The organism is Streptococcus mitis NCTC 12261 (assembly GCF_000148585.2).
GTDB lineage: Bacteria > Bacillota > Bacilli > Lactobacillales > Streptococcaceae > Streptococcus > Streptococcus mitis.
Genome location: NZ_CP028414.1, coordinates 446,723 through 471,410, shown reverse-complemented (window position 1 = coordinate 471,410; position 24,688 = coordinate 446,723). Strand labels below are relative to the sequence as shown.

Here is a 24,688-nt window from a genome sequence, read left to right as displayed (position 1 = left end):
AGTAAAAATTTACTTTTCACAAGGTATCCGCCTCTAAACTATCTCATTTTATTGTCTTTTACCGTGACAGTTTTTAAACTTCTTACCAGAACCACATGGGCAAAGTTCATTCCGTCCAATCTGACTCAAATCCAAATCTTCTGGTATATTTGCTTGGTGGGCAGCGATATTGCGGGTCGCTGTTGTACTGATATGGTGTTCTGCTTGTGGTCTTTCTTGTTCATGAATTTGGGCTTTCATCATCAAACGTGTCACATCAAACTCAATCGAACCAATCATATCATTAAACATACGGAAACCTTCTGCCTGATACTCAACAACAGGGTTGTTCTGAGCATAACCACGAAGTCCAACCGCATTACGCAATTGATCGAGGGCATCGATATGATCTGTCCACTTGTTATCTACCACTCGTAGAATCAAGACTTTTTGGAATTCTTTAACTGCTTCTTCATCACGTAGTTTTGAAACCTGACTATCATAAACTTGCAAGGCACGTTGGAAGAGTTCTTCCTTAATAGCCTTATCAGACAAGCCTGACAAGTCTTCGATTGCAATCGAATCTTCAGGAAGCAAGTTGTACTTAGCAAAGTTCAAAATTGCTTCTAGTTTTTCATCTTGTTTCGCACGCGCATGACCATCAACGACACGACCAATTGTACGTTTGATCATAGCCTGAATTTCGGGTGCCAAGTCACGGTCTGCAGTGATGACATCGTAACGTTGAGCGTAGATAATCTCACGTTGTTCACGCATGACATCGTCGTATTGAAGGACTTGTTTACGAGTATCGTAGTTATTTCCTTCGACACGTTTTTGTGCTGCTTCAACCTGACGCGTCAACATACGAGACTCAATGGCCTCTTCAGACATATTCAAGCGTTCAAAGATTCCCTTCAAGCGTTCAGAACCAAAACGTTTCATCAAATCATCTTCAAGAGATAGGTAGAATTGTGACTCACCTGGGTCTCCTTGACGACCTGAACGTCCACGAAGCTGGTTATCGATACGACGGCTTTCATGACGTTCTGTACCAATAACACAAAGTCCACCCAATTCGCGAACCCCTTCACCAAGCTTGATGTCGGTACCACGACCGGCCATGTTAGTCGCAATGGTAACAGCACCACGTTGACCAGCATTCATGATGATTTGGGCTTCTTTATAGTGGTTTTTGGCATTCAAGACCTCGTGAGGAACGCCAGCTGCGACTAATTTCTTAGAAATATAGTCACTGGTTTCAACCGCTACTGTACCAACCAAGACTGGTTGACCTTTTTGGTAACGAGCCTTAACATCTTCGACAACCGCCTTAAACTTAGCCTCGATACTTGCATAAAGAAGGTCTGAGTGGTCAATACGTTGAACAGGACGGTTGGTTGGGATTGGAATAACACGAATGTTGTAAATTTCACGGAATTCTTCTTCCTCAGTCTTACCTGTACCCGTCATACCAGACAATTTCTTGTACATACGGAAAAGGTTTTGGTAAGTGATTGAGGCAGATGTCTTGGTTTCATCCTGAATTGGCACACCTTCTTTGGCTTCAATAGCTTGGTGCAATCCATCAGAATAACGACGACCTTCCATAGTACGACCCGTAAATTGGTCAACGATCAAGATTTCTTGTTCTTCGCTCACCACATAGTCAATATCGAGAAGCATAATGTAGTTGGCACGAAGGGCGTTATCGATAAAGTGAGTCAGAGCTACGTTTTCGATGTCATAGAGATTGTCAAGCTTGAAGTAGCTTTCAGCCTTGTCAATCCCTGAATCAGACAAACCAATAGTCTTAGACTGCACATCGATGATGTAGTCGTCTTTGTCCAAAGATTTTACATAGTGGTCTGCCATGTGGTAGAGCTGACTGGTTTCAACTGCATTAGCACCTGATACGATCAAAGGTGTACGGGCCTCGTCAATCAAGATAGAGTCAACCTCATCGACCAAGGCATAGTTAAGCGGACGTTGTACCATGTTTTCAGCACGAACAACCATGTTGTCACGAAGGTAGTCAAATCCGATTTCTGAGTTGGTTGAGTAAGTAATATCACACTCATAGGCTTCTTTTTTCTCCATTGGAGATTTGGCAGCCAAGTTAATCCCTACTGACAAGCCAAGCCAAGAATACAATTCACCCATCTCAGTCGCATCACGTTCTGACAGGTATTCGTTAACCGTAACTACGTGAACCCCTTTACCTGAAAGAGCATTGAGGTATACCGGCATGGTCGCAGTCAATGTTTTTCCTTCCCCTGTACGCATCTCTGGCACGTCACCATGGTGAAGAACGATTCCCCCCATTACCTGAACCTTATATGGGAAGAGACCTAGGACACGTTTGGCACCCTCACGGACAACCGCAAATGCTTCATAAAGCAATGAATCCAGTGATTCTCCATTTTGATAACGTTCTTTAAATTCAACTGTTTTTGCTTTTAGTTGGTCATCTGTCAAAGCAGCCATTTGGTCTTCGTATTTGAAAACCTTGTCAGCCATCTTTTCCAGACGACGGATTTCTCCTTTATCATTTTCGATAATTGTTTTTAAAATATTAGCCATGTTTTTCCTTACTTTAAATTCCGAATATTTTAGAATGTTCTTTTAATTTTAGCACAATTACTGATTATTTTCAAGGAAGAATCCCCATTTTGAAAAGGAAAAAGAGGCTAGTTTCCAAGCTAACCTCTCTGACTTTTATGATACTTTAATTGCCAAAAATCGGCAAAATCGCAAATAGGATAAATAGATTAATCCAAAGAGAAAAACAGCAGATCAATCCAAAAACAAAGAGACTGACTTTCTTGGACAGCAAGGCCATCAAAATAGACAGAATACCAAAAACTAGCAAGACTTTCTGTATGCTGAAGAGGTCAATCTTTCCCCCCAGAATCGGACTGCCCCAAGGAAGAAAGAAGAAAGCAATCCAGATCAACAGAACTAAACCAATATAGACCTTAGAATAGCGTGTAATAAATGATTTTAGACGTGTCATAAGCTACCTCCTATCAATAAAAACCATATAAATCAATGCCTTTCGCCTTTAGATTGTCCTAGTTCCCGTCTCAAGCAAAACATGTTTTTGAAAAAGATATAGTCTAACCAGTCACTGCCTAGAGATAAGACTATCAAAAGCAACCAAACACCCCAAGTACTAGCATCTGATACATAATTTAGAACAAAAGGGAAAAATAAGAATGAAAAAATTGTCATATCCAAGCTAAACAGAGCTAAAAGGGAAATATAAATCCAGTAGAAATAGTAGATAATGGGGAAAAACTTACTGTTTCTATCAGCATTATCTATCCAATAAAAAAAGTAAAAGCAGGGAAATAAGAGTATCAAATGAAACCAATTAAACGACAGTTTCATCATCGACACCTCCTCTTTAAAATTGTTTTCTTTAGTTTCATTCTATTAAATGTTCTTACCAATATAAATCAATGCTTTCCACCTTTAGACTTCCCCAGTTCCCGTCTCAAGCGAAGCATTTTTTTGAAAAAGATATAGGTTAACCAAGAACTGGAAAAAGCAATAAGTAGTAATAATAGCCAAATGCCCCAAGACTTGATGTCTGCCACATTTCTCAATAGGATATTGAAAAACAAGACTGAAAAAACTGTCCAAGCAAGGCTAAAAAGAGCATAGAGGGTGATGTAAATCCAGTAAAAATAGTAAAAAATTGGGAAAAATTTACTATCTCTGTTGGCCTTTTCAATCCAGCTGAAAAAGTAAAAACAGGGTAATAAGATTAACAATTTAAACAAATGTTCCATCATCAACACCTCTTTTTGATAGCGCTTTCTTCAACTTCATTTTATCAAAAAAATCTGGAAATGTCATTCCAGATTCTGCTTTTTTATTTACGTTTTCTTGCGATGAGATGAATCGGTGTTCCTTCAAAGACAAAGGCCTTGCGGATTTGATTTTCCAAGAAACGCAGGTAAGAAAAGTGCATAAGTTCTTCTTCGTTGACAAAGATAACAAAGGTCGGTGGTTTGGTTGCCACTTGGGTAGCATAGAAAATCTTGAGACGTTTCCCTTTGTCTGTCGGTGTTGGGTTAATGGCAATAGCATCCATAATCACATCGTTCAAGACGGCTGATGGAATACGTGTATTTTGACTTTCGCTGATTTGCTTGATCATCTCAGGAAGTTTGTGGAGACGTTGCTTGGTCAAAGCTGATACAAAGATAATCGGTGCGTAAGGTAGATATTGGAACTGCTCACGGATATCTTCTTCCCAGTTTTTCATAGTGTGGTTGTCTTTTTCAAGTGTATCCCACTTGTTGACCACGATAATCATCCCTTTACCAGCTTCATGGGCAAATCCTGCAATACGCTTATCGTATTCACGAATACCTTCTTCCGCATTGATGACCATCAAGACCACATCTGAACGGTCAATAGCACGCATGGCACGCATGACTGAGTATTTCTCAGTATTTTCATAAACCTTACCAGATTTACGCATACCAGCCGTATCAATCATGGTAAACTCTTGACCATCTGTATCTGTAAAGTGGGTATCAATAGCGTCACGCGTTGTTCCAGCAACAGGACTAGCAATGACACGGTCTTCTCCCAAAATAGCGTTAATCAAGCTTGATTTTCCGACGTTAGGACGACCAATCAAACTAAACTTAATGACATCTGGATTTTCTTCCTCATATTCATTTGGAAGATTTTCTACGATTGCGTCTAGCACATCCCCTGTACCGATACCATGGACAGATGAGATTGGCAGTGGTTCACCCAAACCGAGGGCATAAAAATCATAGATATCATTTCGCATCTCAGGGTTGTCCACCTTGTTAACTGCGAGGATAACTGGTTTATGAGTTTTATAAAGCTTACGAGCTACGTATTCGTCCGCATCGGTAATTCCTTCCTTACCAGACACGACAAAGACGATAACATCGGCTTCTTCCATGGCAATTTCTGCCTGGTGCTTAATTTGTTCCATGAAAGGAGCATCGACGTCATCGATTCCTCCTGTATCAATCATGCTAAAAGAACGATTGAGCCACTCACCCGTCGCATAGATACGGTCACGTGTCACTCCTTCGACATCTTCCACAATGGAGATTCGCTCACCAGCGATCCGATTAAATAGGGTTGATTTCCCAACATTGGGACGTCCTACAATGGCAATAGTTGGTAGGGCCATAATTTCTCACTTTCTACAATAACTTCTTCTGTTCAAGATTTTTTCTAGTTGAGCTTGGTTCAGCTCGACCAAACTGTTCTGCTAGACGTTGACTCCAGCTTGTGGTCGCACGCGCCCCAGCATAGTCTGTCTGCACACGGTCATAATCTTTGATGATTTCAACAGATTGCTCCTGGTATTCTTCCTCAAATACCACTTGATTCAATGGCAAGCGAGGTTTGACTTCATGTTCTTCATTTGATATTCCTAGTGCCATCCCAAAGACAGGATAGGTGTAGTCAGGCAAATTAAAGAGTTCTGCTACTTCTTCTGACTTGTACCGCACCAAGCCAATGATGACACCTCCATAGCCCAAACTTTCAGCTGCCAGCAGGGCATTTTGACCAGCAAGGGCCGCATCGACCGAACTAATCAAGAGACCTTCCACACCTTGGGGTTGGAATGTATCGGTATGGAGTCGTGCTCCCTTTTCTGCACGGTTCAAATCTCCGATAAAGAGAAGGAAAACAGCTGACTGGCGAATGGCTTCTTGAGGCACCAATTCATACAAGGCATCTTTCTTCTCTTGACTTCGTACCACAATCACAGAGTAGGATTGGAAATTCTTCCAAGACGAGGCCATTTGGGCTGCTGTCAGGATTTCAGTCAAGTCTTCCTGAGGGAGGGCTTGCTCTTTAAATCTTCGAACAGACTTATGAGCTTTCATCAGTTTAATCGTTTCTGTCATCGACGGTTTACTCCTTCTAAACGAGTCTCCTCAGCCAAATAACGGATGCGTTCCATGACGCGTCTGGCTTCCCAGGTTTCGTCATTTCCATGTTTCCCTTTAGCGAAATGCTGCTCCAATTCTTCAAAGTTGAAGTTGGAGGTGAAAAAGGTCGGTAAATTTTCCTGCATCCGATATTGAAGAATGACCTGCAGGATTTCATCACGTACCCAAGCTGTTGATTGCTCGGCACCAATATCATCTAAAATCAGGACTTCAGAAAGCTTAATCTCATCCACCAAGGTCTTGACATTGCCATCACCGATAGCATTTTTGACATCAATGACAAAGCTAGGATAGTGGAGCAGAGTGGATGAAACACCGCGTTTTTCTGATAAATCATGGGCTAAGGCAGCCACCATGAAACTTTTACCCACACCAAAGTCTCCATATAAGTAAAGACCTTTTCGAATAGCTGGATATTGCTCCACGAAGGCTAATAGCTTTTCAAAAACTGGCAAGCGCTCCAAATCATCCAAGTCAACTTGAGCCAAACTAGCTTTCCTGAGACTGGCTGGCAGATTGATTAACTTGAGACGGTTCTTAATAGCCGCTTCTTTTTCGGCCGCGATTAGTTCAGGAGTTTCCTCATAAGAAACGTCCGCATAACCATGATTCATAACCAAAATAGGCTTATAGCCTTTGGCAATATAATCCGTATCACCACGAAGAAACTTATCACGCTCGGTGATGTACTGATTAAACTTGGAGATACTGCGATTCAATTCCTCTGGGCTGAGGGATTCTTGCTGGATAAAGGCCGCAACATCAGGATCCTTCATGATTTTCTGGACCAAATCTTGATAATGAAAACGGCTAGGTTGACGTTTGAGTACGTCTCCGACACTTTCCATCTAATCTCCTCCTTTTTCTAATCGAGCTAATAGTTCTTGTTTCTTACGTTCTAGTTCCAGACGAGTTTCCTCGCTGGTTTCATTCTTATAATCTGGATTGCTCCACTTGGGTACATTGGACTTGGTAGGACTCGGTTTACTGCTTTTTTGAGCCTGATTCTTCTGTCCTCGCTCACGGATGCGTAAGACCGCCTCTTCTGCCGAATGTATCTTTTGATAGGCATAGTCATTGGCCACTTTCATGGCATATTTCTCATTGATATTTGCCGAATCGACCTTATTAAAGGTCAATAAGAGAATGATATTGATGACTTCGTCCAGCAAACCCAAGCCAGCCATCTGTTGCAAGAGGTCTCTTTCTGTTTGGGTAATGGTCCCCTTGCGTGTTTGCTTGATTTCTGCCAAGAACTGCAGGGCAGTTTTACTTTTAGCCTCTTTGATAATGGTCGTTTCCTTAGGACTAAAGTCAGAGGAAACAGGTTTTTGAGCAATTTTTTCCCGCATACGCTTGGTTGAAATAACCTGGGAAACAGCTGTTGACTTAGCCAGTTGATAGGTTTCAAACCAAGTCCATTTCTTCTCCTCAGCGATGGCAAAGAGGTTCAAGACATCGGACTGCTCATCTGCAAAACGAAGTCCATCTCGAGCCATAAGCTGGCGAAAATGGTCCAAGTCAAAATCGTTGGCCACTTTCTTCTTGAGACCAAGGTCTTCTTGACTTCCCTGTTCTGCCAAGTCTGGAAAGACTTGATTGAGTGAGACAGGTATTTCTTCACCATCAGCACTTTCAACTTTCAAATCCTCCACAGCCGAGTCGCCAATCTTTTTCTCTAAAAGTCTACGATAAACAGGATGCTCCAAGAAATCTTGACTTGAAAGAGGAGCATGGATAACTATCTGATAGGTATCACCCTTTTGATAGAGGGTCAAGAGATTAAAAGCAGATAGGATTTTCAAAGATTTTAAAAGTCTGTCCATCCCAAAATTGAGATGATTGAGAATGCTTGAAAAAAGGTATTCCTTTCTGCCATTATCCCAAAAACTAATCGTATAAAGATAAAGGCTCAGTGCCTCCTGACCGATAATCGGGAGGTAGCACTGTACCAGAGATGAGGTATCTTGCGACACCCGATTATTCTTTAGATAAGAAAAACGGTCAATTGGCTTCATTTATCTTTCCTTTTTCTTTTTAGAGGACTGGGTGATTTGTTGGAGCAGGCTCTCTAACTCACTAACATCCTTAAAACTACGATAGACACTGGCAAAACGTACATAGGTAATCTCGTCTAACTCAGCCAACTCCTCCATGACGAGTGAACCAATGTCCTCACTTTGAATTTCATTTTCATTTCGACCACGGAGTTTCTGTTCGATACGATTGACTACCATGTTGATTTCATCACTTGACACAGGACGTTTCTGGGCTGAGCGGATAATTCCATTAAAGATTTTATCTCTAGAGAATTGTTCCCGTGTGCCATCTTTTTTAACAACCACTAAGGTTCTTTCTTCTACTCGTTCGTAGGTTGTAAAACGGTGCTGGCATTCATCGCACTCACGTCTTCTACGAATAGTGTTCCCTTCTTCTGCTTGGCGACTATCGATAACACTTGACTTGGTAGCCCCACATTTTGGACAACGCATCCTTTCCCTCCTTATCGTTTTCTTTTCATTATACCATTTTTTAAACGATTCCCAAAACAATTCTTCTTTTTGCTTGACAAGTTTTTTGTTTTGTTGTATTATTTAATTAAGACAAAAGGATAAAAGAAAGGAGACCAAGATGTCCTGGACATTTGACAACAAAAAACCCATCTATTTACAGATTATGGAGAAAATCAAGCTTCAGATTGTTTCCCATACACTGGAACCCAATCAACAACTTCCAACCGTGAGAGAGCTAGCAAGCGAGGCCGGTGTCAATCCAAACACCATCCAAAGAGCCTTGTCAGACCTTGAACGAGAAGGATTTGTCTACAGCAAGCGCACAACTGGACGATTTGTGACTGAGGATAAGGAGCTAATCGCCCAATCGCGCAAACAATTATCGGAAGAAGAATTGGAACACTTCGTTTCCTCCATGACCCATTTTGGCTATGAAAAAGAAGAACTACCAGGCGTAGTCGGCGATTATATTAAAGGAGTTTAAGCCTATGTCATTACTAGTATTTGAAAATGTATCCAAATCTTATGGAGCAACACCAGCCCTTGAAAATGTTTCTCTTGACATCCCAGCTGGAAAAATTGTTGGTCTCCTTGGACCAAATGGCTCAGGGAAAACAACCCTGATTAAACTAATCAATGGCCTCTTACAACCAGATCAAGGACGTGTCCTTATCAACGATATGGACCCAAGCCCAGCAACCAAGGCTATCGTAGCTTATTTGCCAGATACAACCTATCTCAATGAGCAAATGAAGGTCAAAGAAGCCCTAACCTACTTCAAGACCTTCTATAAAGATTTCAATCTGGAACGCGCCCATCATCTACTTGCAGACCTCGGCATTGATGAAAATAGTCGTCTCAAGAAATTATCAAAAGGAAACAAGGAAAAGGTACAACTGATTTTGGTTATGAGTCGTGATGCTCGTCTCTACGTTTTAGACGAACCCATTGGTGGAGTGGACCCAGCAGCCCGTGAGTATATCCTCAATACCATTATCAACAACTACTCCCCAACTTCTACCGTTTTGATTTCTACCCACTTAATTTCTGATATCGAGCCAATCTTAGATGAAATTGTCTTCCTTAAGGACGGAAAAGTCGTCCGTCAAGGCAATGTAGATGACATTCGCTATGAGTCAGGTGAATCCATTGACCAACTCTTCCGTCAGGAATTTAAGGCCTAAGTAAAGGAGATTATTATGTTTTGGAATTTAGTTCGCTACGAATTTAAAAATGTTAACAAGTGGTATTTAGCTCTTTATGGCGCTGTTCTCTTCCTCTCTGTTCTTATTGGAATTCAGACACAATCCTTAATCAAACTACCTGAAAAAAATCTATCTGTTCTACTTTTTTTTCTATCTACTGTCTTTGGTGGTTTGATGGTTACACTTGTGATTTCAACTATCTTCTTGATTATTAAACGATTCAAAGGAAGTGTCTATGACCGACAAGGCTATCTGACTTTAACCTTGCCAGTTTCTGAACACCATATCATCACAGCCAAACTAATCGGTGCCTTTATCTGGTCGTTGATTAGCACTGCTGTCTTACTCCTATGTATCTATATTATCTTATTGTCAACAAATTCTGATGCAGTTCAACTTTCTACTCTTCTGTCATTTGTTGCAGAACATTTTACCGGCTTTAGTCTTACTGTCTTATCCTTCCTACTAAATACCATTTCTGGAATCCTCTGCATCTACTTGGCTATTTCCATTGGACAGCTTTTCAACGAATACCGTACCGCACTCGCTGTTGTAGCCTACATTGGGATCCAAATCGTCATAGGATTTATTGGAGTTTTCTTCAATACCAGTACTAACTTCTATGTCAATTCACTTGCAGGATTTAATGATAATTTCTATATGGGAGCAAGTACGGGCATTTTTGAAGAACTCATATTCATAGCTATTTTTTACCTCGGAACCTACTATATTTTGAAAAACAAGGTTAATTTGCAATAGTTTTTAAATAATTTTTACCTAGATATATAACATACTCATAGGACAAAAAGTCTTTAAAATCAGAAAACGCATAATATCAAGTGTTAAAAATCCTTGATATTATGCGTTTTATTGTTAGAAAATTTGCTTTATTTTCTCCTCTAATTGAGTTTTTGCCCAGCCTCAAAACACCAACTTCATTTTACCTACCAAGCACAGTCATTCGTCATTTATTTTTTCCAATATTATCTACGAACTTTGATAAAAAGAGAGGTACCATAGCTATAAAAACTTGCCCTCTTTCTCCCCATGCAAATAAAACGACTGCAAGAACAGCTGAAAAGATTGCTAAACATATAGATATTAGACGACATATTTTCTTATTATTCATAGCACTGCTCCTTTACTTCATAAATATTTTACAATAGATTTTAGTTGAAAGTATAAAAGAAACCCCAATCATGATACTGGCCAAAATTATGATACTTATAACTAGAAGGAAATGATTAGCTGAACTAATCCAGTTAATGAAAATCATGCCGAAAGTCGTTTTCTGAAGACCATACACTAATCCCATAACTAACGATAGTACCAGTATATTGACAATCGTATTTCCAAAAGCACCAAAGGCATATACGGAAGGAAGCAATAAGGCTACATACATGATTCCAAAGATTATTCCAATCAATGCCATAATTAAATGTAGATTGAGACTGTATTGATTAAACATGACATGGGTAGCAAGACTTAAACTCAATACTATAGAACTTACCAAAAGAATAAAAGAAATACAAGAGAGATACCTCGCTAAAATTATCTTAGATTTTGAAATTGGAAAAACTCCTACAAATTGATTCCAACCATTCTCACTATCTGATACAACTAAAGCTGTGGGAAGAGAAGCTAAACTTATTGGTAACACTATTAGTAAAAAAATTGTCCCCGATTCTCTTGCAAAGATTGTAATTAAGAATAAGGCTAAGGCAATAAATATTCTATTAATTATCTTTACTTTATTTAAAATAAGTTGCGCATCTTTATATAGTAGTCCTTTCATTTATTCGTTCTCCTTTGACTAAAAATAATAAAATTTCCCAAAGCGTTGCATAATTACTCTCGTCCTTACTCTTGTCAGATACAACTACTAAATATCGAACACTATCACCCTCTTCTAATTTATAATAAATGTCTACTTGATCCATATTGTTCTTTATTTCTGTTTTAATCATAAATCGGTTCAGTAAATTTTCTCTGTCTCCCTCTAGAAGAATCTCCCCATTATGGATAAAAATAAAATAATCTGCCGCCTGTTCTAAGTCACTCAAAATATGTGAAGATAAGATTACGGTCATATTCTCTTTTTTAACATACTCTTCTAAAATAGATAAGATCTCTCGCCTAACAATAGGATCCAAGCCACTTGTGGCCTCATCTGCAATTAATAGTCTCGGGCGATGAGCGAGTGCAGACGCAAAATTAAGTTTCACCACCATTCCTCTGGAAAATTCTTTCATCTGTTTTTGAGATGGTAAGTTAAACTTTTGAATAAAAGTGTAAAATAACTTTTTATCCCAACTAGGATAAATCATGCTCATCATTCTTTCAACTTGCTCCACCGAAAATGAAACTGGAAAAAAGTTTTGCTCTAAGACAACCCCTAGTTTCGATTTAATATCTTGCTCATGCTCTGAATAAGTTTGTTCAAAAACCCTTATACTATCCTTCTCAATCTGTAGTTGATTTAAAATCAGATTCAGTAAAGTAGATTTACCAGCTCCGTTTTCACCAATCAGTCCAATAACCTTACCTTCTGGAATCTCTAAGTTACGGACTTGCAATTGAAAATCCCCATACTGCTTGGTTAAATTTTTTATATTAACTATTGATCTGGCTCTCATGTTAACACCTCATCTAAATTATAACATCATGTATAAAATCGTTAAGCTATTCCCTAAAAAAATAAGACTCGCCAATAAAATATTAACTTTATTTGGCACATTAAGTTTTTTTAATTCCAGTAACAACAGCAAAGAAACTAGAACATAGTTAATAACACTAATAAATATAAAATACTGGTCAGTTATTTTCGTTCCTAATCGTATTCTAGGTATTAGACACGTCTGGCATTACTAAAATTTCTTAACTGCAAAAAAACATGAAAGTCTTAATTATTAGGATAAACTTACTAATCTGCCTTCCCAACATCAAGACAATTGGACTTCTTTTGTGATTGCACTCGAATCTCCAATTGTTTATTCTTCTGAATAAACTGTTGGTAAGGAATTGTATTACTAAACGTAAAAACACCTAGTAATGCTAATATAGCTAATTTTTTAATTCCGCGTTTTTTTCTCTTGCACTGAAACCCCTTTCTGTTTCCTTATTTTTATTCTAACATATATATTTTAATTAGCCAATTGTTTTTATTGTATTTTGAACTTTTTTTTCTTATTATTACCATAAAGAATTTTTTATTCCTTTAACTTGCTATTTTGAACTAAAAATTTTATAATGAAATTAAGCAAATAGGAAGGATTATTATCTTTTATGAATACACTCGCTGAGAAATTCAGAGTAAAGAGAAAAGAGTTAGGTCTCTCCCAACAAACTCTTGCAGAAGGAATTTGTGAACAAAGCCAGATTAGTAAAATTGAGAGAGGGCATTTCATTCCCTCCGCAGACCTTTTGTTCAAACTCTCACAACGACTTGAAGTACCATTAGATTATTTTTTTAATGAACAAATTGAAATTAAATCTAACCTCTCTAATTTCAAGCAATTATCTGCTCGACTATTAGATGACAGAAATTATGACGATTTGGAATATATTTATAGAATAGAGATTGAGCGAAGCACCTTTCTAACACTAGAAGACCGAACTTACCTTGAATGGATTAAAGCTATTATTGACTTCTATCAATATGACAGTAAGTGTGAGGCAATTTCTTCATTGGAAAATATATTATTAAAAGTCTCTTCAAATACTCTGATTTATTTAAAGGCGTTGAATACTCTATCTAATTTCTATTCCTTAGTGGGTCGTGAACAAGAATATGAGGCAAACTACTCTCATTTGATGGAGTTATATCAGACAAAAAATTTTGAGCATCAGGAGTTTTTATTTGGTTACATCAGAGTTCGTTACAACTACGCTCACTACCTAGTATCAAAGGAAAAATATAACGAAGCCATCCAAGAAGCTCTTGAGACGATTGAACTCTGTAAACAAAGACAGACAAGCTACCAACTGGCTCCTCTACTTATTCTTGTAGGAAATGCTGGAGCCAAATTTCTAGACAAAGAACAAGTCAAAAATTATTATATAGAAGCAAGAGAGTTATGTAAGATTTATAACAATCCTTTAATGTTGATGAAGATAGAAAATTATTTGAAGGAATTAGATACTGTTTAATTTATCCTATCATTAGAATTCTTCTTAAACTTTGAATAACCCCTAAAGCTAATAACCAGCTTGATTCAAATTCACTTCATAAATTAGTGGTATTTTGAGGTTTTATTTTATCAAGTATGTTGGCAAATTTCTCTAATCTTCTAACTTCATTATAGAACTTTAGGTATCAAAAGAGGCTGGGACAAAAGTCTAACCTTAAATATAAAAAGCGAACAAAACGAGTTATCTGAAACTTAGAATTCTGTTTTGTTCGCTTTTTTATCTAATCTATCGATTTTAAAATTTTATAATAAAGAATTCCTAAAATCAAAATCTTTTTGTCCCAGCCTCTTTTTAACTCAATATCAAACTGGCTACAATGGGGCTGACAAAGACATAGAGAATACCGGTGACACCGATAGCCAAGCCACCCATGGCTCCTGCTACAGAACCATATCGAAAGGCTGTCCCTGTTCCGACTGCATGGCCTGTTCCTCCAAGGGAAAGACCAACAGCTACTGGGTCGTCAATTTTCAACCACTTCAAAAGGGTTGGGCCGATGACACTGGTTAAAATCCCAGTTGCCACTACAACCACCAAGGTCACGGTCGTCAGACCTTGCAATTTTTCTGTGATTCCCACTGCCATGGCGGTTGTTACTGACTTGGGAAAGAGAGAAATGGCTAGGAAAAAATCCATGCCAAAGATTTTGGCCACAAGGGCTGTGAAAGAGGTATTGACAACTACTGCTAGCAGACTACCAAAGAGAATACTCCGAGCATGGTGCTTCATCAAGTGAAAACTCTTATAAAGGGGAATCCCTAGAGCAACAGTCGATGGGACAATCAAGTTGTTCAGATAAACCCCACCTTGGTAGTAATCTTGGTAAGAAATACCCGTCACCTTTAGAAAGATGATAATGAAAATAGCTGACAAAAGCAAGGGCGTTGTCAAAGGATGGGGAAAACGTCTGTAAATCAGCATTCCTACTAGATAAGCTAGGATAGACAGGGCAAGCCCAAACAGGGGATTGGAAACAAATTCACTCATTTGGCATCTCCTTTCTCATAATCTCCCTCAAACCGTCTCTTGATGAACTGAACTACCAAGGCTATGAGGATAATATTGATGACAGCCGCAAAAAAGACAATCAAAACAATGGGCAAGAGATAGGGAGCAATCACATCAAACTTCTCCATGATTCCCACTGCTGGTGGCAAAAAGAGAATGGTCATATTGGCCAGCAAGAAATTCCCCACCATATTGACATGTCTGGTTCTCAGCCACTTGAATTGTAGGGCTAGAAAGAGAATAATCAAGCCGATAATACTGCCTGGGATAGGCAAATGAAAGAAACTGGAAATTCCCTCTCCGATTAGAGAAATCACAAAGAGAATCATTAATTGAACATATAATTTCATCCTAAACTCCACGAAATAGACTTCTTGCATACCAGTTTACTCTTTTTTCAGAAAATTTCAAGGAAATACACAAGGGATAATGAAAATTAGAAATGGAAAGGGGATACAAACAATTCTTGACTTGTGAAAACTGGTATGATTTAGGATAAAAGATTTCAGCGTCCTTCTTGTCAGCATTCTTGAAAAGTAGTATAATTATTGCATGCGCAATCATCTTGTGATACAGAGACTGTCCGTGAATGGACTTTCTTCTATTTACAACTCTAAAAAGAAAGGAGATACTATGACCTATTTGGAAAAATGGTTTGACTTCAATCGGCGTCAGAAAGAAATTGAAAGTCTCTTGGAAGAGACTATTGCCCAGCAGAGCGAGCAAAGTCTGACCTTGAAAGAGTTCTACCTGCTCTACTATCTGGACTTGGCTCAAGAAAAATCTCTACGCCAGATTGACCTGCCAGATAAGCTTCATCTGAGCCCGAGCGCTGTTTCTCGGATGGTGGCTCGCTTGGAAGCCAAAAATTGCGGTCTGCTTAGTCGCAGGTGTTGTGATCAAGATAGGCGCTCTAGCTTTATCTGCCTGACAAGTGATGGGCAAAAGACACTGGCCACTCTACAAAAGGCTGTCGAAGAAAGCTTGGAAACTGGTTTAGATTTCTTGATTTAAGATGATTTTGAAAAAAAGTTGCGTGCGCAATCATTTTTCTTGACATTCTCTTTTACAAGGAGTAAAATAAAATCATCATTAAACAAAGGAGTTCTAAACATGATTGAAATTACCTATCTAGATGCCAGCAAGAACGAAAGAACTGTAACTTTCGAATCTTATGACGACTTTGATCGTTCGCAACAAGCTTGCCTTATCGGCGTCGCAGACTACTACCCTGTCCAAAAATTAACCTACAACGGTCATGATTTGGACTACCATGGGACTTATGGAGATGTCTTCTTCTATCTCATGAAACAAGATTTAAGCCAATATAACTAAAAAAGGAGAAATACAATGGCAAAAGCAATTACAGATGCAACATTCGAACAAGAAACAAAAGACGGTTTGGTCTTAGTAGACTTCTGGGCAACTTGGTGTGGTCCATGTCGTATGCAAGGCCCAATCTTGGATAAATTGTCTGAAGAACTTTCAGAAGATGTTTTGAAAATCGTTAAAATGGACGTTGATGAAAATCCAAACACAGCTCGTGCTTTTGGAATCATGTCTATCCCAACTCTTCTCTTCAAAAAAGACGGCCAAGTGGTGAAACAAGTTGCTGGTGTTCACACAGCAGAACAAATCAAGGCCATCGTTGCTGAATTGAGCTAATCAAACGAGAGACCAAGTACTTGCTTTGGTCTCTTTTTTCTTGCCCTTTGCCATTTTTCAAAAAATATGCTAGACTGTTAGTAGAATATTACGATGTTTGGGACATGCCATCGCTAAAAAAAACCTCTACTTGGTATTTTTTAGCTCCCTCAAGGGAGCTTTTTGCGTGCTCTGAACATTCCCCATTTTGGAAGGAGTACTATGAAACGTCAATCAGCCTTGGTCGTCTTTAGTGGCGGTCAAGATTCTACAACCTGCCTCTTTTGGGCTAAAAAACACTATGAAACAGTCGAAGCAGTTACCTTTGCCTACGGCCAACGTCATCATCTCGAAATTCAAGTTGCTAGAGAAATCGCCAAGGAACAGGGGATTCGTCATCACATCCTAGATATGTCTCTGCTGGGGCAAATCACTGAAAATGCCCTGACCTCTGATATGGAGATTGAGCAAAAAGAGGGAGAGGTTCCCAATACCTTCGTTGACGGTCGCAACCACCTCTTTCTATCCTTTGCGGCAGTCCTTGCTAAGCAACGAGGTATTAAAGATATCGTGACAGGTGTCTGCGAGACAGACTTCTCAGGCTACCCCGATTGTCGGGATGTCTTCGTCAAATCTCTTAATGTTACCCTCAACCTTGCTATGGATTACGACTTTGTTATCCAAACACCTCTCATGTGGCTAGACAAGGCTGAAACTTGGGAATTAGCCGACCAACTCGGTGCCTTTGACTATGTTCGTGAAAAGACCTTAACCTGCTACAACGGGATTATCGGAAGTGGCTGTGGAGATTGTCCCGCCTGCCACCTACGTCAACATGGGTTAGATGTTTATCTCTCACAGAAAGGAGAGGACTAATGTTTTTTGCACCCAAAGAAATCAAACAGGAAACTGGGGAGTCGCTTGTCTACAATCCTCACAGAACCTTGGTATCAAAAGAATTTACCTTTGATGCTGCCCACCACCTCTTTCACTATGAAGGAAAATGCAAGTCCCTGCACGGCCACACCTATCATCTGCAGATTGCTGTCAGTGGATTTTTAGATGAACGTGGTATGACCTACGATTTTGGAGACATCAAAGCGATCTACAAGAACTACTTAGAGCCCCACTTGGATCATCGCTATCTCAATGAAACCCTGCCTTATATGAACACGACTGCTGAAAATATGGTTTACTGGATTTTCCAAACCATGAATCAAGAGTTGCCCGACAAACGCGGTCTTCGTTTGGAATACGTTCGCCTCTATGAAACTCCGACTTCCTTTGCAGAGTTTAGACGGGAGTGGTTAGATGACTAGGGAACGTGTCCTCAAACTACCAGTTCTGGAAATTTTTGGCCCTACCTTTCAAGGTGAAGGCCGTGCTATTGGGCAGAAAACAATGTTTGTCCGCACTGCTGGTTGCGACTACCACTGCGACTGGTGCGACTCTGCCTTTACTTGGGATGGTTCTGAAAAACCAACTCGCATGACAGCTGACGAAGTCATTGCTGCCTTGGATAAACTAGGGAACTACGACTATGTAACCCTGTCTGGCGGAAATCCCGCTATCCTAGCAGCCAACATGGCTGAACTGGTCACTAAGCTCAAGGAACGTGGTGTCACCCTTGCTGTTGAGACCCAAGGCTCTCGCTGGCAAAATTGGTTAAAAGATATCGACCAGGTCACCCTGAGTCCCAAACCTCCTTCATCTAAGATGGAAGTCAACTTTGAGACCTTGGACTTTATCGTTTCCCAACTAGATCCAGACAAGGTCACCTTTAAAATCCCTGTCTTTGATGATGCTGATTTGGCCTTTGCTAAAGGGATTCAAGAACGCTACCAACCAGATGTTCTCTTCTTATCTGCAGGAAATCCTGAGCCCAAGGCCACAGGAAATATTGTCCAAGACCAACTGGACCGCCTCAAAGAACTCTGGGAACGCGTCGCTGCTGACGATAGCTGGGGCAATGTCCGTGTCCTTCCTCAACTCCATACCCTCCTCTACGACAACCAACGTGGTGTTTAAATTAGAAAGAAAAAATCATGTCACAACAAGAAGAAATGAAAAACCTAAGCCTCCTCGGCAACAAAGAAACCAACTACATTTTTGACTATCAACCCGAAGTCCTCGAGTCTTTTGACAATCGTCATGTGGAAAATGACTATTTCATCAAATTCAACTGTCCTGAATTTACCTCCCTGTGCCCAATCACTGCTCAACCAGACTTTGCGACCATTTATATTTCCTACATTCCTGACAAGCTCTGCGTCGAGTCAAAATCCCTCAAACTCTACCTTTTTAGTTATAGAAATCATGGCGATTTCCACGAAAACTGTATCAACACCATCGGGAAAGACTTGGTCAATTTGCTAGACCCTCGCTATTTAGAGGTTTGGGGAAAATTCACTCCGCGTGGTGGAATTTCAATCGACCCCTACTACAACTACGGCAAGCCTGGAACCAAGTATGAAGGCCTGGCAGAACAACGCCTCTTCCAACACGATCTTTATCCAGAGAAAATTGACAACCGTTAATACTCTTCGAAAATCTCTTCAAACTTCGTCAACGTCGCCTTGCCGTAGGTATGGTTACTGACTTCGTCAGTTCTATCCACAACCTCAAAGTAATATATTGAGCAACCTGCGGATAGTTTATTAGTTTGCTCTTTGATTTTCATTAAGTATAAATACGAAAAAGCCCTGTTCCTCAAACTGAGGAGCAAGGCTTTTTTAGTTTCAATTATTCTTCTGTTCCAAGGAAATTTTTAGCAACAAGTGCTGCAAGAACTCCACCAACGATTGGGGCAAGGATGAAAATCCATACTTGTTGAAGGGCTGCGCCACCTACCAATACAGCAGGAGCCAGGCTACGAGCTGGGTTAACTGAAAGTCCAGTGATGTTCAATCCCACAAGGATCATGGCCATCAAGGACAAACCGATTACCAAACCAGCAATCGCGCCATTTCCCTTGCTTTCTGAAGTCACGGTCATAATAACCAAGACAAACAAGAAGGTTGCAATCACTTCAAACAAGAAACCACCAAAGACAGTAACCCCGTTTGCCAAGGCATTTTCACCAAGACTAGCAGTTGACATACCTGCGTTCGACAAGAGGAAGAAGACCGCGCCAGAAGCGATGAAGGCTCCAACTACTTGTCCAAGGATGTAGTTTACAAGTTCTGAAGATGACAAACGTTTGTTTACAAACATAGCAATCGAAACCGCTGGGTTCAAGTGAGCACCTGAAACAGTTCCGATTGAGTAAGCAGCAACCACGATGGCCAAACCGAAGGCAAAGGCGATTCCAAGGTGACCAAGGCCATCAAGACCATTTCCAAAAACAACAGCTCCTGTTCCAATGAACACAAGCATGAAAGTACCGATTAATTCAGCAACAAATTTTTTCATTTTCTTTCTCCTTTTTTCAAAAACTAGATACTAGTCTATCAAAAGAGGGAAAGGGTTTCAAGAAAATTGATTGGAAATTTCAGGTTAAAATTCTGTAAAAACGGTAGTGTTTATTTGAAACATTTTTTTCAAAGGTGTATACTAATAGCGTAGTTTTGATAGGGGTTACAAAACTCATTATAAAAGCTCATTTGTAAACCTTTGCTGTTCTTTTATGAACGTTTGAATGGTATCGTGAATACCAAGGAGGAATCATATGTCTAAAGTTGCTATTGTCACAGGTGCAGGTCAAGGAATCGGTTTTGCAATTGCGAAACGATTGGTTCAAGATGGCTTTAAGGTAGGAGTCTTAGACTACAATCCCGAAACAGCTGAAAAGGCTGTTGCCGAATTATCAGCTGAAAATGCCTTTGCTGTCGTAGCTGATGTTTCGAAACAGGCAGAAGTTGCCCAAGCATTTCAACAGGTTGTTGACCATTTTGGTGATTTGAATGTTGTCGTAAATAACGCTGGAGTTGCTCCAACTACTCCTCTTGATACAATTACTGAGGAACAATTTACACGTACCTTCGGTATCAACGTTGGTGGTGTCATTTGGGGGTCACAAGCTGCACAAGCGCAATTTAAAGCACTTGGCCACGGAGGTAAAATTATCAACGCAACTTCTCAAGCTGGTGTAGTCGGTAATCCAAATCTAACTGTTTATGGTGGAACCAAATTTGCTGTTCGCGGAATTACGCAAACATTAGCCCGTGATTTAGCAGACTCAGGTATCACTGTTAACGCCTATGCACCAGGTATTGTTAAAACACCAATGATGTACGATATCGCTCATGAAGTTGGTAAAAATGCAGGAAAAGATGACGAGTGGGGTATGCAGACATTCGCAAAAGATATTACCCTAAAACGCCTATCTGAACCAGAAGATGTGGCTGCTGCTGTCAGCTTCCTCGCAGGACCAGATTCAAACTACATTACAGGACAAACCATTATCGTGGATGGTGGTATGCAATTCCATTAAGATACACAAAAAGAGGTTGGAAAATGATTCAACCTCTTTTATTAGTTTTTATTATCAGGTAGGAGGATACAATAGAAACCCTATTACTAAGTAATACTAGTTAATCCCTAGTATTGAAAAGACTGGATAGCTTCTTTCAAGTCATCTTGTAAACTGTTTCTCTGGTCAAGTTGGACATAGACTTCCAACAAACAGGATCTAAAGTTGGAAAATTTGTAAAAATCCTCCCTTTCTTCTATCGGAAAATCAACAGTTTTTATCCAAGAGGCTACTTGCTCTTGCGCTAACTTCCCTTGTAAAATCGGTTCATAAAGTACTCTGGCTAAACGCCAATCTTCATCATCTGTAAAACGAATGGGAATTCTTTTAAATAATGGGCCAAGTATGTCAAAGACTTCATGAATTCTGTTTTTAGGAAAGTCTGGATGACAAACCACCTCTGTCAGTAAATCGGCTCCATGTGCAAAAGCATGAACCCGACCATACTGACTTGAAAAACCTGTTGTATCCTTTTCTTTTGAAAGATAGTACAACCCTTGATTTAAAAGGACATTACGAATTCCTGCATTTAATTCCTGATAAAAAATCGATTGCTGGTTGGCATCAGCAGACAAGAGATTTGCATAAATAAGCGCCCTAAAAGAACGTTCAAGTGTTGACAAGCCTACCTTATCAATCTCCTTATCTAACCCTCCATCAGATGAAATCCCTTCAGCAATGAAATGAAATTGTTCCTGTGTAAATAGCTCTTCCTGAATCCCTCTAGCAAAGCTTGTAAAAACAAGGTCATCGCGAATTTCTGGAGAAGAATCTCCCAAATGATCAAGCAACCATTGGATTTCCTCCTGATGATAACTTGGTTTTTCTTCTTCTATTTTTCTAAGTAACTTTTGATACATGGTCAATACTTCTACATTTCTAGCAACTTGATATAATCTAGACCCCATTTCTCGACAGCATCTAAAACAACTCTGAATTCCTGCCCCATTTCGGTTAAGCTGTACTCAACTCGTGGTGGAACTTCGGCATAGACCTTTCGTTGAACAATCTTATCCTTTTCTAATTGACGGAGATGACGGGTCAAAATAGTTTGAGTAATCCCAGGCAATAATCTTTGCAATTCTTTAAATCGTTTGGTACCCGTACTCAACTGATAAATGATTACCAGTGCCCATTTCCCCGTTAAAACCCTCTGCGTTGTCGCAAATGGACAAATACCATACTCACTCACTTTATTTGTCATAAAATATCCTCTTTCTATTTTTTAAAAAAAATTTATCTTTTAGTATCAATAATAGTACTACTTTTGATACTAGCTATCGAAAAAGTATCTACTTGTTTTTTTGTTTGTAACTGTTACAATTATATCATAAAAAAGAAATGGAGAATATATATGTCAACAAACTTAGAAATTTTCAATGCTTATAACCAAGCTTTAATTGCTGGTGACTTTCCCAGTGTCTTTGAAACGATGGCAGACGATATTATCTGGCATCAACCTGGTACTCATAGTATATCTGGTTCAGTTGGTGGTAAGGACAAGCTAGGAACTCACCTGGCTACATTTGCTGAGAAAACTAGTGGAACCTTTAAGGTGATAACAAATTGGGTTTCTGACAATAAGGATTTAATCGCAGCCAATGTTACTTTTCTTGGAACACGTGCTGATGGTACTGAACTCAATATGAACGGGATTGACCTCTTCCGCATTGAAGACGGAAAAATCAAAGAAGTTTGGCTCTTCTCTTCAGATCAAGCTGAAGAAGATAGCTTTTGGGGATAATTTAAGAGGCCAGGACAAAAAATTTTGATTTTAGGAATTCTTTATTCTAAATTTTTAAATTAATAGATTAGAAAAAAAGCGAACAAGACAGAATTCTGAGTGTCAGATAACTCGTTTTGTTCGTTTTTTATATTTAAGGTTAGACTTTTATCCCAGACTCTTTTAATTTACTCTCCCAACTGGGCACTGTAGGCGATGATCTGATCAACTGTGTCTGACAAGAATTGGATTGTATCACGGAGTGGTTTGTCTGTTGAAATATCTGCTCCGATAATCATAGCTGACTCAAGCGGTGTCTTGCTACCACCTGATTTGAGAAGTTTGAGCCAGTCTTCAGCTCCAGTTTCTGAATTTTTTAGATGAAGGTAACCAGCAGTCGAGATAACTAGTCCTGCTGAGTAAGTGTAACTATACAAGCCCATATAGTAGTGAGCTTGGCGCATCCAAGTCAGAGCCGCATCGTCGTCAATTTCAATAGCATCTCCCCAGAAATCTGTCAAAACTTCCTTCATAATACTGTTGAGTTTGCTTGCTCCAAAGGTCTCCCCTTCTTCAATCAATGTATACACCTTACGCTGGAAGGCTGCTTCCAAAAGGTGGGTAATAAAGTTATGGAAGTAGGTGTCTGTCAAGCGGTGAGCAAGAGCGAAGCGTTTTTGACGTGGGTCGTCAGATTGGTGTTCCAAGTAATCACTGAGAAGCAACTCATTGAAAGTTGACGGTGCTTCAACATAGTAGGTCGACATGTGGGCATTAAAGTAGCTTTGGTGATTATCTGAAAAGATGAATTGACCAGAATGCCCGATTTCATGAATCAAAGTATAGACATCACTCAAACGACCTGTCCAGCTCATGAGGACATAAGGGTGCACGCGATATGGATCCGCCGCATAACCGCCAGAATCCTTGCCACTATTGGCAGCAAAGTCCACCCAGCGCTCTTCTTGATAGCGAGCAACTTCTTGACAATATTCTTTCCCCAAAGGTTCTACCGACTTCATGACCAAATCATAGGCGTCGTCAATAGTCACTTGAGGATTTAGGGCGCTATCCAAGTCCAATTTCCAATCTGCAAAGGTCATCTTTTCAAGACCATTTACTTTGGCAACATGCTTGAGGTATCTCTGAGCAACGGGCGCAAAATCCTTCATGATGAGGTCAATCTGACGATCAAACATAGCACGGTCCACTTCTTGCTCAGCCAGAAGGTAATCAAAGACAGAGTCGTAACCCTTCATATCTGCCAATAGTTTTTCAGACTTGACTTGGGCTAGATAGGCTGCTGCAGCCGTATTTTGGTGCTTACGAAGACCTTCTGAGAAGGAACGGAAAGATTTCTCACGAACCTCAGCATCCTCGTGGTTTTGGTAGAAATTCTCATAGGTCACAAAGCTGTTTTTGTAGGTCTTGCCATTGACTTCAAAGTCGGCCATTTCAAAATCCCCAGCTCGCATCTTAGTGTAAATGTCCTGTGGACTGTAGAAAACTTCACCGAGATTGGTCAAGGCCTTCTCCACATCAGCCCCTAGATAGTGGGCTTTTTTGATTTTTGCCTGACGAATAGCCGCCGTCAAATGAGGTAATTCACCCAAACGATCCAAGACTTCCTCATCAGCTTCCACCAAGGCATCGTCAAAGAAGGTCAAGACTACGCTAGCATCTGTTTCAAATTCCATCCCAGCTTGGGCAATGTTGGCAAATTCGTCATTGCTATAGTCTGTCGTCTGAGGCATAAAGCCATAGTTACCAATATGGCTCATCTGAATGTAGATTTGCTCCAGTTCCGCAAAAGCCTTTTCAAAATCCTCAAAAGTATGAAGATTCCCCTTGTAATTACGACTAAACTGGTTGATGTCTTCGCGAGCTTTCTCGATTGCACGCAAGAAATCCTCACGGTCTTGGTATAGGGCTGTTAAATCCCAAAGTTCCTTCTCTGGAAATTCTGAACGGTGTTTTTGTTCCATTTTCTT

At 39.8% G+C, this 24,688-nt stretch carries 32 protein-coding genes; 13 read left to right on the top strand and 19 right to left on the bottom strand.

Annotated elements, in window-relative coordinates; all coding sequences use genetic code 11:
* Positions 1-48: 48 nt before the first annotated feature.
* From secA to nrdR, 9 genes are all read right to left on the bottom strand, one after another.
* Positions 49-2,562 carry a preprotein translocase subunit SecA gene (secA, locus tag SM12261_RS02640; RefSeq protein ID WP_001274066.1) on the bottom strand — a complete coding sequence of 838 codons (2,514 nt, stop codon included), beginning with the start codon at positions 2,560-2,562 and terminating at the stop codon, positions 49-51.
* Between the two features lie 145 nt (positions 2,563-2,707).
* Complete coding sequence (locus SM12261_RS02635; RefSeq protein WP_000197495.1) at positions 2,708-2,995, bottom strand: hypothetical protein; 288 nt, start codon at positions 2,993-2,995, stop codon at positions 2,708-2,710.
* A gap of 32 nt (positions 2,996-3,027) precedes the next feature.
* The gene (locus SM12261_RS09595) at positions 3,028-3,375 is read right to left on the bottom strand and encodes a hypothetical protein (RefSeq protein ID WP_135781819.1); all 348 of its coding nucleotides are present in this window, start codon (positions 3,373-3,375) and stop codon (positions 3,028-3,030) included.
* A gap of 65 nt (positions 3,376-3,440) precedes the next feature.
* The gene (locus SM12261_RS09470) at positions 3,441-3,776 is read right to left on the bottom strand and encodes a hypothetical protein (RefSeq protein WP_004238753.1); all 336 of its coding nucleotides are present in this window, start codon (positions 3,774-3,776) and stop codon (positions 3,441-3,443) included.
* A gap of 83 nt (positions 3,777-3,859) precedes the next feature.
* Positions 3,860-5,170, bottom strand: a complete 1,311-nt coding sequence (der, locus tag SM12261_RS02620) for a ribosome biogenesis GTPase Der (protein WP_001207696.1) — start codon at positions 5,168-5,170, stop codon at positions 3,860-3,862.
* Positions 5,171-5,183: 13 nt separating this feature from the next.
* On the bottom strand, positions 5,184-5,897 hold the full coding sequence (locus SM12261_RS02615; RefSeq protein WP_000140812.1) for an NADPH-dependent oxidoreductase: 714 nt from the start codon (positions 5,895-5,897) through the stop codon (positions 5,184-5,186).
* Entirely contained in the window at positions 5,894-6,790 is an 897-nt protein-coding gene (gene dnaI, locus SM12261_RS02610; RefSeq protein WP_000446501.1) for a primosomal protein DnaI, read from the bottom strand. Before dnaI ends, SM12261_RS02615 begins: the two co-directional genes overlap by 4 nt.
* Entirely contained in the window at positions 6,791-7,960 is a 1,170-nt protein-coding gene (locus SM12261_RS02605; RefSeq protein ID WP_000802415.1) for a replication initiation and membrane attachment family protein, read from the bottom strand.
* Positions 7,961-8,434, bottom strand: coding sequence for a transcriptional regulator NrdR (nrdR, locus tag SM12261_RS02600; protein WP_001203672.1), 474 nt, complete (start codon positions 8,432-8,434; stop codon positions 7,961-7,963).
* 139 nt (positions 8,435-8,573) lie between these two features.
* Here nrdR and SM12261_RS02595 point away from each other — a divergent pair, with 139 nt between their 5' ends.
* From SM12261_RS02595 to SM12261_RS02585, 3 genes are read left to right on the top strand one after another with little or no spacing between them, the layout of a single operon-like run.
* Positions 8,574-8,939 carry a GntR family transcriptional regulator gene (locus tag SM12261_RS02595; protein ID WP_000119149.1) on the top strand — a complete coding sequence of 122 codons (366 nt, stop codon included), beginning with the start codon at positions 8,574-8,576 and terminating at the stop codon, positions 8,937-8,939.
* 4 nt (positions 8,940-8,943) lie between these two features.
* Complete coding sequence (locus tag SM12261_RS02590; RefSeq protein ID WP_000055449.1) at positions 8,944-9,639, top strand: ABC transporter ATP-binding protein; 696 nt, start codon at positions 8,944-8,946, stop codon at positions 9,637-9,639.
* Positions 9,640-9,654: 15 nt separating this feature from the next.
* On the top strand, positions 9,655-10,419 hold the full coding sequence (locus SM12261_RS02585) for a hypothetical protein (RefSeq protein WP_000498784.1): 765 nt from the start codon (positions 9,655-9,657) through the stop codon (positions 10,417-10,419).
* Positions 10,420-10,624: 205 nt separating this feature from the next.
* Here SM12261_RS02585 and SM12261_RS09410 read toward each other — a convergent pair whose 3' ends face one another.
* The 4 genes from SM12261_RS09410 to SM12261_RS09670 form a co-directional block, all read right to left on the bottom strand.
* Positions 10,625-10,789 (bottom strand): hypothetical protein, encoded by a 165-nt coding sequence (locus SM12261_RS09410; RefSeq protein WP_153198681.1) that lies wholly within the window; start codon positions 10,787-10,789, stop codon positions 10,625-10,627.
* Positions 10,790-10,801: 12 nt separating this feature from the next.
* Positions 10,802-11,455: an ABC-2 transporter permease gene (locus SM12261_RS02575; protein WP_000677414.1), complete on the bottom strand. Its 654-nt coding sequence runs from the start codon at positions 11,453-11,455 to the stop codon at positions 10,802-10,804.
* Positions 11,436-12,296 (bottom strand): ABC transporter ATP-binding protein, encoded by an 861-nt coding sequence (locus SM12261_RS02570; protein WP_001202678.1) that lies wholly within the window; start codon positions 12,294-12,296, stop codon positions 11,436-11,438. Before SM12261_RS02570 ends, SM12261_RS02575 begins: the two co-directional genes overlap by 20 nt.
* Before the next feature lie 287 nt (positions 12,297-12,583).
* Positions 12,584-12,736 (bottom strand): PhrA family quorum-sensing system peptide, encoded by a 153-nt coding sequence (locus SM12261_RS09670; protein ID WP_033687794.1) that lies wholly within the window; start codon positions 12,734-12,736, stop codon positions 12,584-12,586.
* A 209-nt stretch (positions 12,737-12,945) separates the two neighbouring features.
* Here SM12261_RS09670 and SM12261_RS02560 point away from each other — a divergent pair, with 209 nt between their 5' ends.
* Complete coding sequence (locus tag SM12261_RS02560; RefSeq protein WP_001093645.1) at positions 12,946-13,809, top strand: helix-turn-helix domain-containing protein; 864 nt, start codon at positions 12,946-12,948, stop codon at positions 13,807-13,809.
* 333 nt (positions 13,810-14,142) lie between these two features.
* On the opposite strand, the gene SM12261_RS02555 is transcribed toward SM12261_RS02560, so the two are convergent.
* Positions 14,143-14,838 carry an LrgB family protein gene (locus tag SM12261_RS02555; protein ID WP_001288943.1) on the bottom strand — a complete coding sequence of 232 codons (696 nt, stop codon included), beginning with the start codon at positions 14,836-14,838 and terminating at the stop codon, positions 14,143-14,145.
* On the bottom strand, positions 14,835-15,209 hold the full coding sequence (locus SM12261_RS02550; RefSeq protein WP_000781325.1) for a CidA/LrgA family protein: 375 nt from the start codon (positions 15,207-15,209) through the stop codon (positions 14,835-14,837). Before SM12261_RS02550 ends, SM12261_RS02555 begins: the two co-directional genes overlap by 4 nt.
* Before the next feature lie 283 nt (positions 15,210-15,492).
* Between SM12261_RS02550 and SM12261_RS02545 the strand changes: the two genes are divergently transcribed.
* The 7 genes from SM12261_RS02545 to queF all read left to right on the top strand — a co-directional run bounded on the left by SM12261_RS02545 (position 15,493) and on the right by queF (position 19,040).
* Positions 15,493-15,873: a MarR family winged helix-turn-helix transcriptional regulator gene (locus SM12261_RS02545; RefSeq protein ID WP_000221634.1), complete on the top strand. Its 381-nt coding sequence runs from the start codon at positions 15,493-15,495 to the stop codon at positions 15,871-15,873.
* A gap of 99 nt (positions 15,874-15,972) precedes the next feature.
* Complete coding sequence (locus tag SM12261_RS02540; protein WP_000570251.1) at positions 15,973-16,194, top strand: DUF4649 family protein; 222 nt, start codon at positions 15,973-15,975, stop codon at positions 16,192-16,194.
* Between the two features lie 15 nt (positions 16,195-16,209).
* Positions 16,210-16,524, top strand: a complete 315-nt coding sequence (gene trxA / locus SM12261_RS02535; RefSeq protein WP_001029581.1) for a thioredoxin — start codon at positions 16,210-16,212, stop codon at positions 16,522-16,524.
* A gap of 201 nt (positions 16,525-16,725) precedes the next feature.
* Positions 16,726-17,379 carry a 7-cyano-7-deazaguanine synthase QueC gene (queC, locus tag SM12261_RS02530; RefSeq protein WP_000828780.1) on the top strand — a complete coding sequence of 218 codons (654 nt, stop codon included), beginning with the start codon at positions 16,726-16,728 and terminating at the stop codon, positions 17,377-17,379.
* Positions 17,379-17,822 (top strand): 6-carboxytetrahydropterin synthase QueD, encoded by a 444-nt coding sequence (gene queD, locus SM12261_RS02525; protein ID WP_000464574.1) that lies wholly within the window; start codon positions 17,379-17,381, stop codon positions 17,820-17,822. The genes queC and queD overlap by 1 nt, the downstream gene beginning before the upstream one ends.
* Positions 17,815-18,531, top strand: a complete 717-nt coding sequence (gene queE, locus SM12261_RS02520) for a 7-carboxy-7-deazaguanine synthase QueE (RefSeq protein WP_000196453.1) — start codon at positions 17,815-17,817, stop codon at positions 18,529-18,531. Before queD ends, queE begins: the two co-directional genes overlap by 8 nt.
* Before the next feature lie 17 nt (positions 18,532-18,548).
* Positions 18,549-19,040 carry a preQ(1) synthase gene (queF, locus tag SM12261_RS02515; RefSeq protein ID WP_000082579.1) on the top strand — a complete coding sequence of 164 codons (492 nt, stop codon included), beginning with the start codon at positions 18,549-18,551 and terminating at the stop codon, positions 19,038-19,040.
* 205 nt (positions 19,041-19,245) lie between these two features.
* Here the strand turns inward: queF and SM12261_RS02505 are convergent, their stop codons facing one another.
* A complete protein-coding gene (locus tag SM12261_RS02505; RefSeq protein WP_000714813.1) occupies positions 19,246-19,914 on the bottom strand; it encodes an MIP/aquaporin family protein in 669 nt (222 codons plus the stop codon).
* Between the two features lie 256 nt (positions 19,915-20,170).
* On the opposite strand from SM12261_RS02505, the gene SM12261_RS02500 reads away from it, so the two are divergent.
* Positions 20,171-20,935 (top strand): (S)-acetoin forming diacetyl reductase, encoded by a 765-nt coding sequence (locus SM12261_RS02500; protein WP_000048148.1) that lies wholly within the window; start codon positions 20,171-20,173, stop codon positions 20,933-20,935.
* 107 nt (positions 20,936-21,042) lie between these two features.
* On the opposite strand, the gene SM12261_RS02495 is transcribed toward SM12261_RS02500, so the two are convergent.
* On the bottom strand, positions 21,043-21,834 hold the full coding sequence (locus SM12261_RS02495; protein WP_000284390.1) for a DUF2785 domain-containing protein: 792 nt from the start codon (positions 21,832-21,834) through the stop codon (positions 21,043-21,045).
* Between the two features lie 11 nt (positions 21,835-21,845).
* On the bottom strand, positions 21,846-22,178 hold the full coding sequence (locus SM12261_RS02490; RefSeq protein WP_000182730.1) for a winged helix-turn-helix transcriptional regulator: 333 nt from the start codon (positions 22,176-22,178) through the stop codon (positions 21,846-21,848).
* Between the two features lie 150 nt (positions 22,179-22,328).
* Between SM12261_RS02490 and SM12261_RS02485 the strand changes: the two genes are divergently transcribed.
* On the top strand, positions 22,329-22,718 hold the full coding sequence (locus SM12261_RS02485) for a nuclear transport factor 2 family protein (RefSeq protein WP_000106207.1): 390 nt from the start codon (positions 22,329-22,331) through the stop codon (positions 22,716-22,718).
* 167 nt (positions 22,719-22,885) lie between these two features.
* Here the strand turns inward: SM12261_RS02485 and pepF are convergent, their stop codons facing one another.
* Entirely contained in the window at positions 22,886-24,682 is a 1,797-nt protein-coding gene (pepF, locus tag SM12261_RS02480; RefSeq protein WP_000435590.1) for an oligoendopeptidase F, read from the bottom strand.
* Between the last annotated feature and the right edge of the window lie 6 nt (positions 24,683-24,688).